The sequence below is a fragment of the Pedobacter ginsengiterrae genome, from assembly GCF_039537385.1.
In the GTDB taxonomy this organism is placed as follows: Bacteria; Bacteroidota; Bacteroidia; order Sphingobacteriales; family Sphingobacteriaceae; genus Pedobacter; species Pedobacter ginsengiterrae.
Genome location: NZ_BAABAK010000005.1, coordinates 1 through 16,729, shown reverse-complemented (window position 1 = coordinate 16,729; position 16,729 = coordinate 1). Strand labels below are relative to the sequence as shown.

Sequence of the window (16,729 nt, the reverse complement as noted above, 5' to 3'; positions counted from 1 at the left end):
TGCTAAACAAATAAAATAATTACATTTCAGTATCATCCCATTTTAGTGTAACCATATTTTGGAAAACGATAGTAAAATAGAATTTTGCTGGAGTAGACTTTTTCTTGTGATGATTGTTATTTTTTTAATTAAACGTGCAACATCATTTGTAAATGAAAGAAAATCTTAAAATTTTAATAGCCGATGATAACGAATTAATGCGATTGGTTATGCGAGGTTTTTTTCTTAAATATCTGGTTAATGCTCAGGTTATGCAAACGAAGAATCTAGAAGAAACTTACAGTTTGCTAAGAACAGAAAAATTCGATTTGCTTTTACTTGATATCAATATGCCTAATGGTGATAGCAGCCCTCAAACTGTTGTAGAGATTAAAGAAGAACATCCCGATATAAAAATTGTAATGTTTACAGGAAATGATAAAGCAACTTTGGAAGCAGATTATTTGGCTGCTGGAGCAATCGGTTTCATTCAAAAAGACGAGCACATGAACAAATTTACTAAAGAGTTAATCGATACTAAACTTTAAACTTTTTCTGCTTTTTTTTCTTCTAACTTACCCGATATTGTTGCGCCTGCAATTAATAATTCGTTTGTAATTGTTCTAGTGTATTCTGTAATTTCTGATTTGAAATCTTTAACAGAAGCCCCAGTACGAATTTCTTCTAAGCGTTTTTCCCATTGTCCTGTTAGTTCGGCTTGTGCAATTTGCTTGTCCTTTACTACTTCATAAACTGCTAAACCTTTATTTGTAGGTACAAGATTGCGTTTCTCTCTGGTTATATATTCTCTGGTAATTAAGGTTTCTATAATCGATGCTCTTGTTGCTGGAGTTCCTAAACCACTATCTTTCATCGCATAGCGAAGCTCTTCATCTTCTATCTCTTTACCCGAAGTTTCCAGCGCTTTTAATAAAGAAGCTTCGTTGTACATGGCTTTAGGTTTAGTTTGCTTTTCTAACAAGCTTTTTTCTACAATTGGTAATTGTTCGCCAACGGCAACTTTTGGTAATGCTGCATTGTCTTCATCCTTTTTATCGTCTTCAGTTTCGTTAAAAACAGAACGCCATCCAGCTGAACTAATAACCGTTCCGTTAGCTAGAAAAGTTGTACCCGATTGTATCGTGATTTTAGTTATTTCCTTTAAACATTCTTGATGGAATGCCTCAACCATTCTTCCAACAACCATGTCGTAAACGGCTTGTTTATCAGGACTTAATCCGTATGCTTCTTCTCCAGTTGGCAAAACAGCATGGTGATCGGTAACTTTTTTGGCATTTACGCTTCGTTTATTTAACGAAATTGTTTGTAAAAACTGTGCCTGCTTACCAAAATCGGGGTGATTAACAAATTTATCAATAAGTGCCGGTACACCTGCGAAGACATCATCACCAATATATCGGCTACCTGTACGCGGATAGGATACCAGTTTACTTTCGTAAAGGTTCTGTAATATATTTAATGTTTGATCGGCTGTATAACCTTTTTTCTTATTTGCTTCTTGCTGTAAAGAACTTAAATCGTGCAAAAGTGGAGGTGGTTCTTTTCTAGGCTTAGCTTCAACAGCTGTAATATTTCCACCAATTGGAAAACCAGAAGCCACATCTTCTACCAAATTGAAAATAGCTTCTACCTCAGTTTTATCTTTATAATTACTAATAGATATGGCTTTAAAAGTTTGCTCATCTTTAGTAAGCTGAATACTAATTTGAAAATAGGTTTGCGGAACGAAGTTTTTAATTTCTAAAAAGCGAGCACAAATCATTGCAAGGGTAGGAGTTTGTACTCTTCCTAACGAAAGTACAGTTCTATTTCCTGCCGATATACTTAATGCCTGTGTGGCATTCATGCCAACTAACCAATCAGATTCTGAGCGGCAATGAGCAGAATTAAATAATGTATCATAATCTGTACCAGGTTTTAAATTTCTAAAACCATCTTTAATAGCTTCATCAGTTTGAGAAGAAATCCAAAGTCTTTTAAAAGGTTTTTTACACTTTAAATAGTAATAAATGTACCTAAAAATTAATTCACCCTCTCGTCCAGCATCCGTTGCAACAATAATTTCAGTTGCATCGTCAAAAAGTTTTTTAATTGTATCTAATTGCTTTCTAACCGCAGGATCTTCTACAAATCCATCTTTGGTTTTGATTTTTCTAACTGCCAGTTTAAATTTTGCAGGCAGCATTGGTAAATGCTGTTTTCGCCAACCAATGAAACCATAATCCTGAGGTGGAGCTAATTGCAGTAAATGCCCGAATGCCCACGTAAAAGAATAACCTTTACCTTCAATGTATCCGTCTTTTCTGGTGGTAGCGCCGAAAACTTTGGCAAGCTCGCGACCAACAGATGGTTTCTCTGCAATTACAATCTTCATTAATAAGTTCAGTTTTTTAAACCCCAAAGATGATTAAAAATATCCGTGTAGGACTTAAAATTTTACTCACAATATTGCTTAGAATGGATTTAGAAAACGCTTTTAAACGAAAATATCTGATAATCAATTATAAATCAAAAAGATGATAACAATTTTGATTTTGAAGTGTCTAATCTATTCAATATCAATAATGAATAAAATTTACAAATTAGATAACTGTAGCATTAAGGTTAGTGTGGAGGAAGGGATTATCCGTTTAAAAAGCGATAAAGACCTGTGGGTTTACCTGGATATTGATGTTGTATCGCAGACAATAAAACTCATTAGGCTTATAAAAACAGATTATAATACTGAATTTGGTAAGCCTTTAAAAATCACTGATCGATCATTAATGGTAGAAATATGGGCTCATGTTTACTGCGATTATTTCGGTTTACTCATTCATCGAAATACTAAAATTAAATGGATACAGGATATTGTATTGAAAGGTATTGAACGTGCTGAAATAATCGATTGTGGAGAAAGGAAACTGGACAGCAACCGTTGGGTTTGGGATTTTCTGTCTAATTTTAAAAAGCCGATATCTTGGTTTTTACCCAAAAATATCAGCTTCAAAGATCTTAAGCGTTAGTTCATATTTGCAGTTAAAACTTCTTCTTGCTCTAATGCTGTATTTGCAGCCAAGGTTTCATTTAAATATTGAGAGGTATAATTTTGACTTGAACTGTTAATAAATAAAACTGTTTTATCTGATATTGTATTGATTACCTTGTTAGCTAATTTTGAAGATACGGCTGGGCAACCTTGGCTTCTTCCCAATCTTCCTAATTGATTAATGCTTGCCTGGGAAACATAATCTGCGCCATGAACTACAATTGCACGTTCTCTTGCATTATTATTAAAGCCATAATCCATTCCATCAAGCTTTAAAGAACGGCCATGTTTTCCAGAATAGATTTCGCCAGTTATATAAAAACCAATACTGCTGGTATTAGAACTCACCGCATTCGAAAAGTAAGAAGGTTTATCGCCGCCGCTGTTTTGTCCGTGTGCAACCCAAGTATTTAATACAAGTTCTTTCTTATCCAAATCAATAATATAAAGACGCTTTTTACAGCTCTCCTGATCGAAATCTGCAATGGTTAAGATAGATTTGTTATGCAGTAAACCAGACGATTTAAAATTGTAGAACCCAGTTAATGCTTTTTCAAATACATTAATATTTAACCCAGCAGAATCTAAGTGAACCTTGTGATAGAGATTAGAAATGTAATCGTTGTACAAGCTATCGGTCGATAAACTTTTGATCTCTTCTTTATTGTTTGTTTGTTCCTTTTGTGGAGACTCCACAGCTTTCCAACTTGTTCCGACAATGCTAATACCTAATAAAACGGTCATAACAATGCCCATTATGTTTTTACTCATTCAGGGATATTTGTGTTTGATAATGAACTACTTATACGCTTAATTACGAGTGTTATTGTAACGTGGATGATACGAAAAGGAAAAACGTTAAGTCTTTTACATTACCATGACTTCATTTGCGGGATTTAAAACTCTTCGGAATATTTTTTAGAAAACAATTTAATGATGGCTGTAACAAAGAAAGTTTTCAAGTGTTATTCAAGAAGAAATTCTTGTATGAAAATATTACTTACTGGTGCTAACGGCTACATTGGAACAAGACTATTGCCTTTACTTTTAGAGCAGGAACATGAAATTATTTGTATGGTTCGCGATAAAAGACGTTTTGCGGCACAATCTAATCTAAGCAAACAGGTTACAATTATAGAAGGAGATTTACTAAATCTCGAAAGTTTAACAGCTATACCAAGCGATATTGATGCAACATATTATCTGGTTCACTCCATGTCATCTAGTGGTTCCGAATTTGGTGAAATGGAAAGAAAATCTTCATCAAATTTTTCATCAGCAATTAAAAAAACCAATTGTAAGCAAATTATTTACCTAACGGGAATTGCGAATGATGAGCACCTGTCTGAACATTTAGGTTCGAGATTAGCTGTGGAGGAAGAATTAAAATCATCTGGCATTGCTTGTACAATTTTAAGGGCTGCAATAATTATTGGTTCAGGGAGTGCATCTTTCGAAATTATAAGAGATTTAACAGAGAAAATCCCTTTTATGATCACACCGAAATGGGTTAAAACTAAATGTCAGCCAATTGGCATCAGAGATGTTTTGGCCTATTTAATTGGTGTTTTACACAATAAAAAGTCATTCAATCAAACTTTCGATATTGGCGGTCCAGATATCTTAACTTATCGGGAAATGATGATAGGTTACGCAAAAGAGCGAGGTTTAAAGCGATGGATTGTAACTGTTCCAGTTTTAACCCCCAGATTATCATCACTTTGGTTAAATTTGATTACACCAGTGCCATATTCGCTTGCCAGAAGTTTGGTCGAAAGCATGAAAAATGAGGTTGTTTGTCAGGATAATCGAATACATGATGTGGTTCCAAGAAAATGTTTAACATATGCAGCATCATTACATCTTGCTTTCGAAAAAATTGACCAAAATTCGATTGTTTCTAGCTGGAAGGATGCATTGAATAGAGGTTATTTGCAATCGAACTTTATGGACCAAATAAAAGTTCCGCAGAATGGCACGCTTGAGTATAAAGTAAAAATGCCTTTTGAACGAAAGGCTGAAGAGGTTTTTGAAAATATTTGGAGTATAGGTGGCAACAGAGGTTGGTATTATATGGATTGGCTTTGGCATTTTAGAGGATTTTTAGATAAAATGTTTGGCGGCGTTGGCACAAGAAGAGGGCGAACTAGTAACACCGATATCCAAGCGGGCGACGTTTTGGATTTTTGGAGGGTTTTGCTGGCGGATAAAAAAAGTAAAAGATTATTGCTGTATGCAGAAATGAAAGTACCAGGCGAAGCTTGGTTAGAGTTAAAACTTATAGACTTTCATGGTCAGGCTTTTCTTTCTCAAATTGCTACTTTCAGACCAAAAGGCTTATGGGGAAGAATGTATTGGTATGCAATGTGGCCGTTTCACATTGTGCTTTTTAAAGGCATGGCAAAGCAGATTACAACATATAAACCTGTTATAAATAATTAAGCCTAAAATCACTATTTTTGCCGCATAAATAAAAAATCGATGCCAAATAAAGATAACGATTACTCTTTCTGGACAAAATACAAACGCTTCGCTTCGACAGAAATATTAATGTATTTGATTATGATTGTGGGGATTGCGCTTGGTATTATTTTTTTAAGTTAAGAATAATTTTTAATCCATCGGAGGAGTTTACTTCTGTTATAAACTTATAAAAATCGACATAACTAGACGCAGGAAAAGTCCCATCATTCATAACAAATTTTCTATAGTAGGTTAGTTTTTTACCATTTAAAGATATTTTGGTGTTATATTCCCCGAAATCAGTTTTATACTTTTTATCCAGTTCAGGTAACATACTGGTTACCACTTCATCTGGTAAATTATAAACAATAGTATCTTCATCTGTAAAACCACGGTTTATATAAACAGGCTGTGTTCTGTTTTTTATTTCCGAAATACTAGTCTGAGTATTAAACGCATTTGTTTTAATAAATATTCTGTTATTGTTTAAGGCAGCATAATTTCTAATATTCAAGTCTATACTTTCTATTGCTTCGGGATTAATATCTTTCTTTAGTATATAGTTTACAGCCTTAAAATTGACATTATCAATATCATAGACATTAAGTAATAGTTTTTGCTGTTCACCAAAAGGCTTATCAAAAATATTTTCATTATTATCATATTGCGAACCATAAAAAACAGTTTTTATTTTTCCAGCCGCATCGCCATTTGAAGTAATTGTTAATTCAGCATTACGAATTTGAAGATTATTCGAAGTTGTTAATTTCGGCGTTCTTAATAATTTACCTCCGTCTGGCGTGCAAGCAAGTACAATTCTATCATCGGTAAAAGTGCTTAAAAAACCGAAAGGGATTTTTTGATTTGTACACTCCAACCAAGTTGTATCACCTTTAAGTGGCATACATAAAATGATGTGATTTCCCTGCACCATACTTGCATAAGTAGGGTCAAAACTTACCTTTTGCTTACCAGCTTCGACAACGCAATAATATGATTCTATGCCAACCACATCGAGCAAGCTTTGCATATAATTAACCAAAGCTTTGCAATCGCCATAACCAAGTCGGTCAACCTCAGCAGCAGATACAGGTTGAAAACCTCCAATGCCAATTTGTACACTTATATATCGGGTTTTATTTTGCAAATATTGATAAATTTTTCTTGCTTTATCTTTATCAGTTTTCTCATCCTTTACCAGGTCTTTTATCATTTCAATAGTTGATGGCGCTAATGTTTTACGTGTTTTAAGTAAATCATCATAAATCCATTTCCCTAATTCTGGCCAATTGGTATAACTGCCATTGTGATTATAATAAGTAAAGTTTTTAGCAGCAATTTTTATTGTGGTTTGATAAGTATCTCTTGCTGGACTAAATGGCTCTGGTTTAACGGCAAATAAGTTTTCAACTTTCCAGGTTAAAGTTTTTTGCTTTTCGGTAATTAATTCATCAGGCTTACCTGTAAAATTTTGAGCTTTAATTCTAAGCTCATCAACTGGCTTGCAAATAAAAGTATAAGTGCTTTTTTCAACAGAAATATCATCATCATTTTGCGGCACCCAATCTCTGATAATGAGATTTTGTTTATATCTAATTTCGTAATTGTAAACTATTGTATAAGGATAAATATTTTCGGATGGGAGATAATGTTTTACCCGACTATCTACAAATAAAGAAAAGCCATCGGCTGCACTTTCGTCGCTAAAATTGCTTTGCGTAAATTTTTTGGTTAAAATCCCCGAAGCGTTGTAAACTTCGCCTTTAATGCTCTTTATTGATGTATTTTTATCATAGAAAAGGACCAGCCTTGCATTATCTTCTCCATTTTTATTCAATACGGTAATCGCTTTTTTAACACTCAACATTACGTTATCTGGCGAACGCATATCTATAATTGTTTCTTCTGATCTAATGGTCGCATTTGCCCGATTCTTTAAATTCGATGGAATTAAATCTGCATCATAATTATCTTGACCAAAAGCTGCTGAGTAGAAGAAAATAAAACAAAAAAAACAAAGTATAATTCTCATTTTATTTAACTTTTTTTAATAAAAGATCTGATTTCTGATTTTGAATAATCTTGCTGTAAAACTCTTTAAGGTATGGGTATTCTTCAGCCTGATAAATTGCTTTACTAAGCTGGAGTATTTGACTAAATGTTATAAGATTATCATCAATATTTGTTTTTAATAAATATCTACCACCAGAATTAGGAAGGGCAATGGCTAAATCTTTCGGTTTTTCTTTTACATCAAATTTCCCAGGCAAAGCAATACTTATAATTATACGTTCTTCTGATGCAGCACCCAAATCAACAGGATAAGTTCTTTCGTTTAAATTAAAGGGATTTTTCACTATTGGATTAATAAAAAACGGACTAAAATTTAGTTCGTCATTTCCCAGACTTCCCATTGGAGAAAAATCAATTTGATAAATCTCTGTTAAAGTCTTTTCTACACTATCAATATTTATTATGTTATGTTTTAATATTTGCAATTTTGGTAAACGTTCATCTAATTTTTCAACATATTCATCAATCGAATTATACTTTTTAATCTCTTTACGTTTGTTTAGGGCTTCGTATCCAGTATTATGTATAGTTATTGTACCTGTAATTTTTCCATCTGCATTTAATTTAGCATCCATAATATAGCTAGAAGTTGATTTTTGAAAAGCAGTTAAATCAATCCAGTAAGATGCTTTTTTTAGATTTATAACCCGACCTTGATCGTTTACACAGCGTAGAGGTAGCAAGCCAAAGGGGAGTAAGGGGTCTGTTGCATCGAGCAGATAACTTTTATCACCAATGTTTACTTTTGCAACTAAGTAATTAAAATCAGTTATTATTGGATAGAGCTTATTTACCGTCCCATTATCGCGAGTTGATAAAATAACGGCTTCGGTATCTAAATTAGCCGCAGATAATGCTGCAATAAGACTTAAATTAATATCTGCAACATTGCCAGATCGCATATCTAAAGCCTTCTTAATATTATCTTCGCTTCGCGTTCCGTAATAATTATTCCATTTAATTTGTTTTTTTATGTATTCGTAAACTGCTTTAGCTTTACTTAAATCATCTGTTGCACTTTTGGTAATTGTGGGTATTGTTTCTTTGAAAAGGTCTTTACGCCTCATTTGCGAACCTAAAGTTTTTTCTGAGGTTAGTTCATAATCTACATCTTTCCAGGTTTTGGAGTAAATCTGTCTTCTTCCATCTGGCATTTGCCAGTCAGACAATTCGAAATAAATAGCTGATTTGAAGTTGCTTGCAGCTGTCATGTAATTTTCTTCAACGAAAGCTGGTACATCCTTCATTACATACCAAATTTTAGAGCAATCTATTGGAACACCATTAACTCTTAAACATTCTCTCGCAATTTCACTTTTATTATTGCTAAGCTTGTAAAAGCCACGAAGCGAAACATTATAATTGTAAACAGCAGGGATGTAGGCTAAATACTCGCTGTAAACTTTTGGGATATCGCTCTGAAATTCCCAGGTTTTAAAGTTAAAAAGGTTTGGCGACTCTAAACGGTAGCTATATTCGATAATCGAGCCTTCCTTAATATTTGGAAGTGTAAATTTTGTAGATGCCCAATATCTTGACTTAATTTCTGTGAAAATCGCCTTTTTATCCATTTCGGTTTCTACAAATCGGCCATTTTCGAAATTAAATGTAGATGCTTTAATGGTGTTTAAAAATTCTTCACGAGTGCCATCTTTATAAATTGGAATTACAACATTAGCTTTTTTGAAGCCTTCCTTGCTATATAATTTAATTTTTACATGGTACTCAAATATCAATTCAAAACTTCCAGTTCTATCACTGATTTGAATAGATGAGGTGCCAAATTCTTTTAAAACAACAGCATTGGCATTACTGTCAATTTTGTTTCTATCGAAATTATTATCATCGAAAGTAACTGCTCCGAATGGAAAATTTTGAGCGAAAGCATTAATAACAAAAAAAGAAAAGGAGAGAAGCAAGAAAATTTTACGCATTATGAGTTTGGTTAATTTATTGCAATTTAGATTTACGGCATTACAATCAAAAATAATTTGACAATTATATTTTTGAATTTACCCACAGATTTTACAAAACAAATCAAACCTTTTTAGCACTTTTGAATAAAGAAACATTATGGGCAATTTGTTAAATCAAATGGCCTCAATCTTATATTTATCGTAATGAAATTAAATTTAAAACGCCCTTTAGCCTTTTTCGATCTTGAAGCAACTGGTGTAAACGTTGGTGCAGATAGAATTGTAGAAATTGCAATTTTAAAAGCTATGCCTGATGGTACTGAGCTTGTTAAAACTTGGCGTGTTAATCCAGAAATGCCAATTCCTTTACAAACATCGTTAATACATGGTATTTATGATGAGGACATTGCAAATGAACCAACTTTTAAAGATTTGGCTATTGAAATTGCCGAATTTTTAGATGAAAGTGATTTAGCTGGATACAATTCTAATAAATTCGATATTCCAATGCTTTTAGAGGAGTTTTTAAGAGCTGATGTAAATTTCGATATGAACGGTCGAAAATTTGTTGATGTTCAGAATATTTTCCACCAGATGGAGCAACGAACGCTTAAAGCAGCTTATAAATTTTATTGTAACGAAGATTTAATAAATGCTCACGCTGCAGAAGCTGATGTAATTGCAACTTATAAAGTTTTGCTTGGTCAGTTGGATATGTATGCTGACAAAGAATTCGAAAATAAACAAGGTATAAAAAGTAAACCTGTTGTTAATGACGTAGAGGCCCTGCATGTTTTTACAAACATTAATAAACCAGTAGATTTTGCAGGTAGATTAGTTTACAATGATAAGGATGAAGTTTGTTTTAACTTCGGGAAGCATAAAGGAAAAACTACCGAACAGGTTTTTAGTGTAGAACCAAGCTATTATGCCTGGATGAAGAATGGCGATTTTCCACTCTATACCAAGAAGAAATTAGATGAAGAGTGGGCGAAGTTTAATGCTAAGAAAAATGAAAACCGAGCGCCTAGACCTCAAAATTCTGCACCTGCAAATAAGCCTCAATTTAACAAACCGAAACCCCAGGAAAAACCTGCGCAACCATTAAATACAGATATGTTGGAGCAGTTGAAAATGAAATTCGGTAAATAATAAATTTAATTAAAGGCGTTGATGGCACTAAATAATATTTGGTGCTTTCGGCGCCTTTAGCTTTTAAAAAACAACTATGAAATTCCTTAAAATATTAACGTTTGTAATGCTTTGGGTAAGTGCTGTAAAAGCACAAAGTCAGCTACCAATTGAGCCAGTTTTTCAAAATGCTTATCTAAAGGAAACCAGGAGTAAAGATGGAAAACCGGGTAAGAAATATTGGCAAAATTCATCCAATTACAATTTAAAAGTGAATTTTAATCCTGTGAGTCGATTGCTTAATGGAAAAGTTGATGTTACTTACACAAACAATAGTCCTGATACTTTAAAAACGATTTGGTTTAAATTATATCCAAATCTTTATAAAAAAGGAGTTCCAAGAAAGGCTCGCTTCGCCGAAGCAGATTTAGGAGAGGGTGTAGCGATCGAAAGTTTGGTTGCTAACGGAAAAGGGATTTCCGATTTCAATATTGATGGAACAAACATGACCGTAAATGTTCCTGCAGTTTTACCTGGAAAAACAATTAAGTTTTCGATTACTTATAACTATACTTTAAATAAAGGTTCGCATATGCGTACTGGCCAGGTAGATGAAGGCTCTGATTTTGTTGCTTACTTTTTCCCTAGAATAGCAGTTTACGATGATGTGGATGGGTGGAACAAATATCCATACACAGGAGCAGAAGAATTTTATAACGACTTCGATAATTTTAATGCAGAAGTTACTGTTCCTGGTGGTTATGGCGTTTGGGCGACTGGAGATTTAAAGAATCCTTCTGAAGTCTTCCAGAAAGAAATTGTTTCCAGAATTTCATCAGCGGAAAAAAATAATGCTGTTATTGATATAATTACTGAAAGCGATTTAGCGAATAAAAAAGTAACACAACCTAAAGCTTTTAACACCTTTAAATTCGAAGCTAAAAATGTTACTGATTTTGTTTTTGCATTAAGCGATCATTATTTATGGAAATCATCGAGTTTGGTAGTTGATTCTTTAACGAAAAGAAGAACAAGGGTTGATGCCGTTTTTAATCCAAAACACAAAGATTATTACGAAGTAATTGATTTTGCCCGTAAAACGGTTGAAGCAATGAGTTTTAAATTTCCAAAGTGGCCTTTTCCATATAATCACGAAACTATTTTCGATGGCTTAGATCAAATGGAATACCCAATGATGGTGAATGATAATCCTGTTGACAAGCGTGAAGATGCAATTACTTTAACCGACCACGAGATTTTTCATACTATGTTTCCATTTTATATGGGTATAAACGAAACCAAATATGGCTGGATGGATGAAGGTTGGGCAACAATAGGCGAGTGGTTAATTTCGCCAATGATTGATTCTACTATCGTTGATGAATATGGTGTACAGCCAACAGCTTCGAGTTCTGGTGGTAAAGATGATTCGCCAATTATGACTTTAACGCCTGATTTAAAAGGTTCGGGTTCGTTTACAAATTCATACCCAAAACCAGGTTTAGCTTACCTTTTTATTAAAGATTATTTAGGCGAAGAACTTTTTACTAAAGCCTTACATAATTACATTAAAAATTGGAATGGTAAACATCCAATGCCTTACGATTTCTTTTACAGTATGAATGAAGGAAGTGGTAAAGATTTAAACTGGTTTTGGAAACCATGGTTTTTTGATGGTGGAGTTTTGGATTTGGCTATAAAATCTGCAACCAAAACTGATTTAGGTTATGCAATTGTAATCGAAAACAAAGGCAAAAAAGCACTGCCAATTGATTTGCTTTTAACTTATGATGATGGTTCTACAGAACGTAATCATAGCACAATTGGTGTTTGGGAAAAGGGAGAAACAGCGATTACAGTTAATGTTAAAACGAGCAAAAAACTAAATAAGGTTGTAATGGGTAATCCTCATACACCAGATAAAGTTAAAAGTGATAATAGCTTTTCAGTGAATTAAATTATATTTTTTTCATTCAGACCATCATAAAAGCTATTTTTATGATGGTCTTTTTGTTTAATTTACAAGCAACATTCTTAAAAAAGAAATGTCATTTATAATTGATGAGAATATTTGAAACTCTAAAGCCTAAAAATAACATCATACAAAAGTACGTGAGTTATTATTACTTAGATATTGCCGATGATTTAAATTACTTTAATCAATATACTTGCTATCCACATTTCAATAATACAATTTCGTTATATAAAAATCATGTTGTAGATTTTCTGAAAGAACATTCGGTTATCTCTTTTAAAAAAGATGCTGATCCAGTTCAAATATTTACACCGTTAAGAGAGAAAATTTTAAAGGTAACACAAAATGGTCCTGTACATAAAATTGGGATTGTATTTAATCCGCTAGGAATCAATCAGTTTCTTAGAGAAGATATAAATATTAGCAAAATAATTTCTTCACCATCTTTAAGCTTTTTTGATAACGATTTCATACTTCAACTTTTTGGCGAAAATAATTTAGATAAAATCACTTCATTACTTGATAATAGATTATTAGATAATTTTGTAAACTTCGATAATGCTTATTTGCTAAAGGCAATATCGCTTTTACATGGCATTGATCATGAATTTAATATTGATGAATTAGCTGAATCGAAACTAGGGATAAGTAGAAAACATTTAAATAGATTATTCAAAAAATATATTGGTACTAATCCACAGAAATATCGTACGATAGTTAGGTTTAGGCAATTAATGGATTATAAGCTCAAACCTATCCATCAAAGTAATTATACCTCATTATCTCATCAGGTTCATTATACAGACCAATCTCACTTTATAAAAGCTTGCAAACAATTAACTAATTTAACCCCATCACAGTTTTTTAAAGAGGGTAAAATTGTAGGTTCTGAAGATACTTTTTGGAATTTTATGAGGTAATGTCCCAATTTTACAATTTTTGATATCATCACTTCATTAGTTTTGTTTTATAAATTAATAGAAGATGAAACCATATCTGATTTTAGTGCTCTTTGTTTGTTCAATAACAAAAATTAACGCACAATCTTACAACAAGCTTGCAGATAGCGCATTGCATTTAATGTGGGAGGCGAAAGACACCACAGATTATCGAAATTCTCTTAATGTGTACGAAAAGGCTTTTAAACTTTATCCGAATTCTATTGATAAAACAGGTCTATACAAAGCTGCCGTAATCTCTGCTGAATTGAAGGAATTAGACAAATCTTTCGAATTTCTTGAAAAACTTTTGTCAATAAACAGCGATTTAAATACCACATGGAGTTCATTAACAAGCAGATATTCAACATCAGAATATAAAAATTTACTAGTTGATAAAAGATGGACTTTAATTGCAGGAAAAGCGCAAAGTATGAAAGATATTTTTTTCAAAAAATTGAAAGACAATCAGTTTGAATTTGAAACAGGCAGATTTAAAACATTAACCTTTCCTAAAGCTAAAACTGGAGCAGAAGTATATCAAATGATTAAGTCTTTTAATGATTTTAAAAGTAAAAAACAGCGAAATTATTCAATAAAATTTAAGGTTACAGATAGTTTATCTACTTCATATTTTGTGAGTTTGCCTGCAAACTACAACCCTAAAAAGAGCTACGCAATTATGTTCTTTTTACATGGTGCCGTTCAAATCAATACGCTTGCAGAATATCAAAACGAATCTATATTGGGCGATTGGAATCGGTTTTATACTAAATATGCTGCTTTAAATCAAGTTATCATGGTTTACCCAAAGGGATCAAAAAAGTATAATTGGATGGCACCTGATGATGGGTTTTTTATGATTCCTGAAATGCTCAAAGAAATTAAACAATCGATAAATATAGATGATGATAAAGTCTTCATTACTGGGCATTCAAATGGGGCAACAGGTTCGTTTTCTTATTTAATGAAGCAACAAAATCCGTTTGCGGGTTTTTATGGCTTCAATACTCAATCTAAAATTAGAACTGGTGGTACATTTATTAAAAACGTTTTAAATCGTTCTTATTTTAATGTTTCAACAAATGCAGATTACTATTATCCGCCAGACGCTAATGATAGCTTGAATGTTATTATGACAGATTTAAAAGCCGATTATCAAGATCATCGTTATATTGGTTGGCCACATTGGTTTCCGCAATTTGATGAATCAGAACCTGTTTATCCAATGATTTTTAGAGATTTAGCGGGTCGCAAGAGAAATGCTTTTCAACCCACAATTTATTGGGAATGTGATGACGTAAAATATGGTAAAGCAGATTGGATACAGATTAATCAATTAGATACAGTTACAAAACGTAGCGATTGGCATAGAAATATTAATTTCGATATTTTAAAATTGGTTAACTACGACCAAAAAAATGATAAGATTACGGCAACTGATACTTTATTAAAAGCATTTAATTTTCCTCGGAAATCTGGTGCGATAAAGGGCAATTACAAAAACAATCTATTTAATATTGAAACTTCAGATGTAAAATCTTTATCCATATTTATTTCACCAGAAATGGTTGATGTAAATAAGCCTGTTGTTGTTTTTGTGAACGGGGTTAAAAAAATAGAGCGTAAACCGATCTATAATAAAGAGTTAATAATCAATAATTTCGAAAAAACTTACGATAGAAAGGTTGTTTGGATTGATAAATTTGATATACAGCTTTAGTTATGACTTTAGAAAATCGATATTTCTTTTTAAGCCAACATATTTAGTTCGTTTAACTGCCGAGCCTTTAAATACTTTCTTAAAAACTTCATCAGTAATTTCAGTAAGTTCTTTCGCATTCAAATCGAGTAATCCACTTTCAGGTTTAAATGCTTCTTCATTGTGCGCCTTGGAGAAACGATTCCATGGACAAACATCCTGGCATATGTCGCAGCCAAACATCCAGTTATCCATTCTATCTTTAAATTCTGATGGAATTTCGTTTTTTAATTCGATGGTTAAATAAGAAATACATTTTGTACCATCAACAACTTGTGGTGCAATAATGGCATCAGTTGGGCAAGCATCCAGACATCTGGTGCAGGTTCCGCAATGATCAGTTTGAAAAGGATGATCGTAATCCAATTCTAAATCGATGATCAGCTCGGCTAAAAAGAAAAACGAACCGTTATTTTTACTTATTAGATTAGAGTTCTTACCAATCCAGCCAATTCCAGAGCGCTTTGCCCACGCTCTATCTAAAACTGGTGCCGAATCGACAAAAGCACGACCAGAAACTTCACCAATATTTTCTTCAATAAAAAAAATAAGTTCTTTTAATTTATCCTTAATCACAGTGTGATAATCCTGGCCGTAAGCATATTTAGATATTTTTGGCGCATTTGGATCTACCTGTTTATCTTCAGTATAATAATTCAGCGAAAGAGAAATTACCGATTTCGCACCATCTACGAGCAGGCGAGGGTCGAGCCTTTTATCGAAGTAATTTTCCATATACTTCATTTCGCCATGATGGTTATTGTTTAACCATTTTTCTAATCGCGGCGCTTCTTCTTCTAAAAATTCTGCTTTTGAAATGCCACAATCTAAAAAGCCAAGGCGTATGGCCTCATCTTTAATTAGCTTGCTATATTTTGCAGAATTGTTGTACATCTTGTTGCAAAGATAGCGCTTAGAATTAAAACCTTTTAACTAATCACTTGTTGTTATTTTGAAAACTAAATATGAGCCAAATTGATTTTCTAACAACCATTGGCTCAAATAACTACTAAAACATTCACTAATGGAAAACATAGATCCAAAACATGCGGAAAGTGGGGAAGCCCCAAAACCGATTGAAAAAGATTACGAAAGTCATAAAGCAGATCCAGGGCCAGGGAAACCAGCAGTTACTGAAAGAGACGAAAACGGTGCAGGTTCTGTATTGAGATGGATTTTACCAATTGCAATAATAATTGGTTTAATTGTATGGTTTGCACTGCGCAAATAATTAGCAGATGTAAATCCAAAAGAAATTATAATTTGTAATTAAGAAAGCAGCCAATAAACTTGGCTGCTTTTTTTGTTGACATTAATTGGTTCTTAATTATTAATAAACTAAAATATTTATAACTAAAAATAGCCGCCAATAATTTGAGGGCACTGAAAAAGTCCCTTTAAGATTGGGTTAGAAAAAAGGAGTAGAAGTTAATAATTTCTGCT

At 32.9% G+C, this 16,729-nt stretch carries 13 protein-coding genes; 8 read left to right on the top strand and 5 right to left on the bottom strand.

Features of this window, described 5'->3' with window-relative positions; genetic code table 11:
- Positions 1-152: 152 nt before the first annotated feature.
- Positions 153-527 carry a response regulator gene (locus ABD692_RS06630; protein ID WP_316760550.1) on the top strand — a complete coding sequence of 125 codons (375 nt, stop codon included), beginning with the start codon at positions 153-155 and terminating at the stop codon, positions 525-527.
- Here ABD692_RS06630 and topB read toward each other — a convergent pair.
- Positions 524-2,374, bottom strand: coding sequence for a DNA topoisomerase III (gene topB, locus ABD692_RS06625; protein WP_344765928.1), 1,851 nt, complete (start codon positions 2,372-2,374; stop codon positions 524-526). The two genes, ABD692_RS06630 and topB, sit on opposite strands and share 4 nt — an antisense overlap.
- 190 nt (positions 2,375-2,564) lie before the next feature.
- Here topB and ABD692_RS06620 point away from each other — a divergent pair, with 190 nt between their 5' ends.
- A complete protein-coding gene (locus ABD692_RS06620) occupies positions 2,565-3,005 on the top strand; it encodes a hypothetical protein (protein ID WP_344765927.1) in 441 nt (146 codons plus the stop codon).
- On the opposite strand, the gene ABD692_RS06615 is transcribed toward ABD692_RS06620, so the two are convergent.
- Complete coding sequence (locus tag ABD692_RS06615) at positions 3,002-3,799, bottom strand: murein L,D-transpeptidase catalytic domain family protein (RefSeq protein WP_344765926.1); 798 nt, start codon at positions 3,797-3,799, stop codon at positions 3,002-3,004. The two genes, ABD692_RS06620 and ABD692_RS06615, sit on opposite strands and share 4 nt — an antisense overlap.
- A 216-nt stretch (positions 3,800-4,015) precedes the next feature.
- On the opposite strand from ABD692_RS06615, the gene ABD692_RS06610 reads away from it, so the two are divergent.
- Positions 4,016-5,470, top strand: a complete 1,455-nt coding sequence (locus tag ABD692_RS06610; protein WP_344765925.1) for an SDR family oxidoreductase — start codon at positions 4,016-4,018, stop codon at positions 5,468-5,470.
- Positions 5,471-5,615: 145 nt separating this feature from the next.
- Here the strand turns inward: ABD692_RS06610 and ABD692_RS06605 are convergent, their stop codons facing one another.
- The gene (locus tag ABD692_RS06605; protein ID WP_344765924.1) at positions 5,616-7,523 is read right to left on the bottom strand and encodes a DUF3857 domain-containing protein; all 1,908 of its coding nucleotides are present in this window, start codon (positions 7,521-7,523) and stop codon (positions 5,616-5,618) included.
- Position 7,524: 1 nt separating this feature from the next.
- Positions 7,525-9,498, bottom strand: coding sequence for a transglutaminase domain-containing protein (locus tag ABD692_RS06600; RefSeq protein ID WP_344765923.1), 1,974 nt, complete (start codon positions 9,496-9,498; stop codon positions 7,525-7,527).
- A 186-nt stretch (positions 9,499-9,684) separates the two neighbouring features.
- Between ABD692_RS06600 and ABD692_RS06595 the strand changes: the two genes are divergently transcribed.
- From ABD692_RS06595 to ABD692_RS06580, 4 genes are all read left to right on the top strand, one after another.
- The gene (locus ABD692_RS06595) at positions 9,685-10,632 is read left to right on the top strand and encodes an exonuclease domain-containing protein (RefSeq protein ID WP_344765922.1); all 948 of its coding nucleotides are present in this window, start codon (positions 9,685-9,687) and stop codon (positions 10,630-10,632) included.
- A gap of 76 nt (positions 10,633-10,708) precedes the next feature.
- Positions 10,709-12,568 (top strand): M1 family metallopeptidase, encoded by a 1,860-nt coding sequence (locus tag ABD692_RS06590; protein ID WP_344765921.1) that lies wholly within the window; start codon positions 10,709-10,711, stop codon positions 12,566-12,568.
- 104 nt (positions 12,569-12,672) lie between these two features.
- On the top strand, positions 12,673-13,506 hold the full coding sequence (locus tag ABD692_RS06585; RefSeq protein ID WP_344765920.1) for a helix-turn-helix domain-containing protein: 834 nt from the start codon (positions 12,673-12,675) through the stop codon (positions 13,504-13,506).
- A 64-nt stretch (positions 13,507-13,570) separates the two neighbouring features.
- Positions 13,571-15,247 (top strand): hypothetical protein, encoded by a 1,677-nt coding sequence (locus ABD692_RS06580; RefSeq protein WP_344765919.1) that lies wholly within the window; start codon positions 13,571-13,573, stop codon positions 15,245-15,247.
- Here the strand turns inward: ABD692_RS06580 and queG are convergent, their stop codons facing one another.
- Positions 15,248-16,180: a tRNA epoxyqueuosine(34) reductase QueG gene (gene queG / locus ABD692_RS06575; protein ID WP_344765918.1), complete on the bottom strand. Its 933-nt coding sequence runs from the start codon at positions 16,178-16,180 to the stop codon at positions 15,248-15,250.
- A gap of 130 nt (positions 16,181-16,310) precedes the next feature.
- Between queG and ABD692_RS06570 the strand changes: the two genes are divergently transcribed.
- Positions 16,311-16,517, top strand: a complete 207-nt coding sequence (locus ABD692_RS06570; protein WP_316760523.1) for a hypothetical protein — start codon at positions 16,311-16,313, stop codon at positions 16,515-16,517.
- The last annotated feature ends 212 nt before the right edge of the window (positions 16,518-16,729 follow it).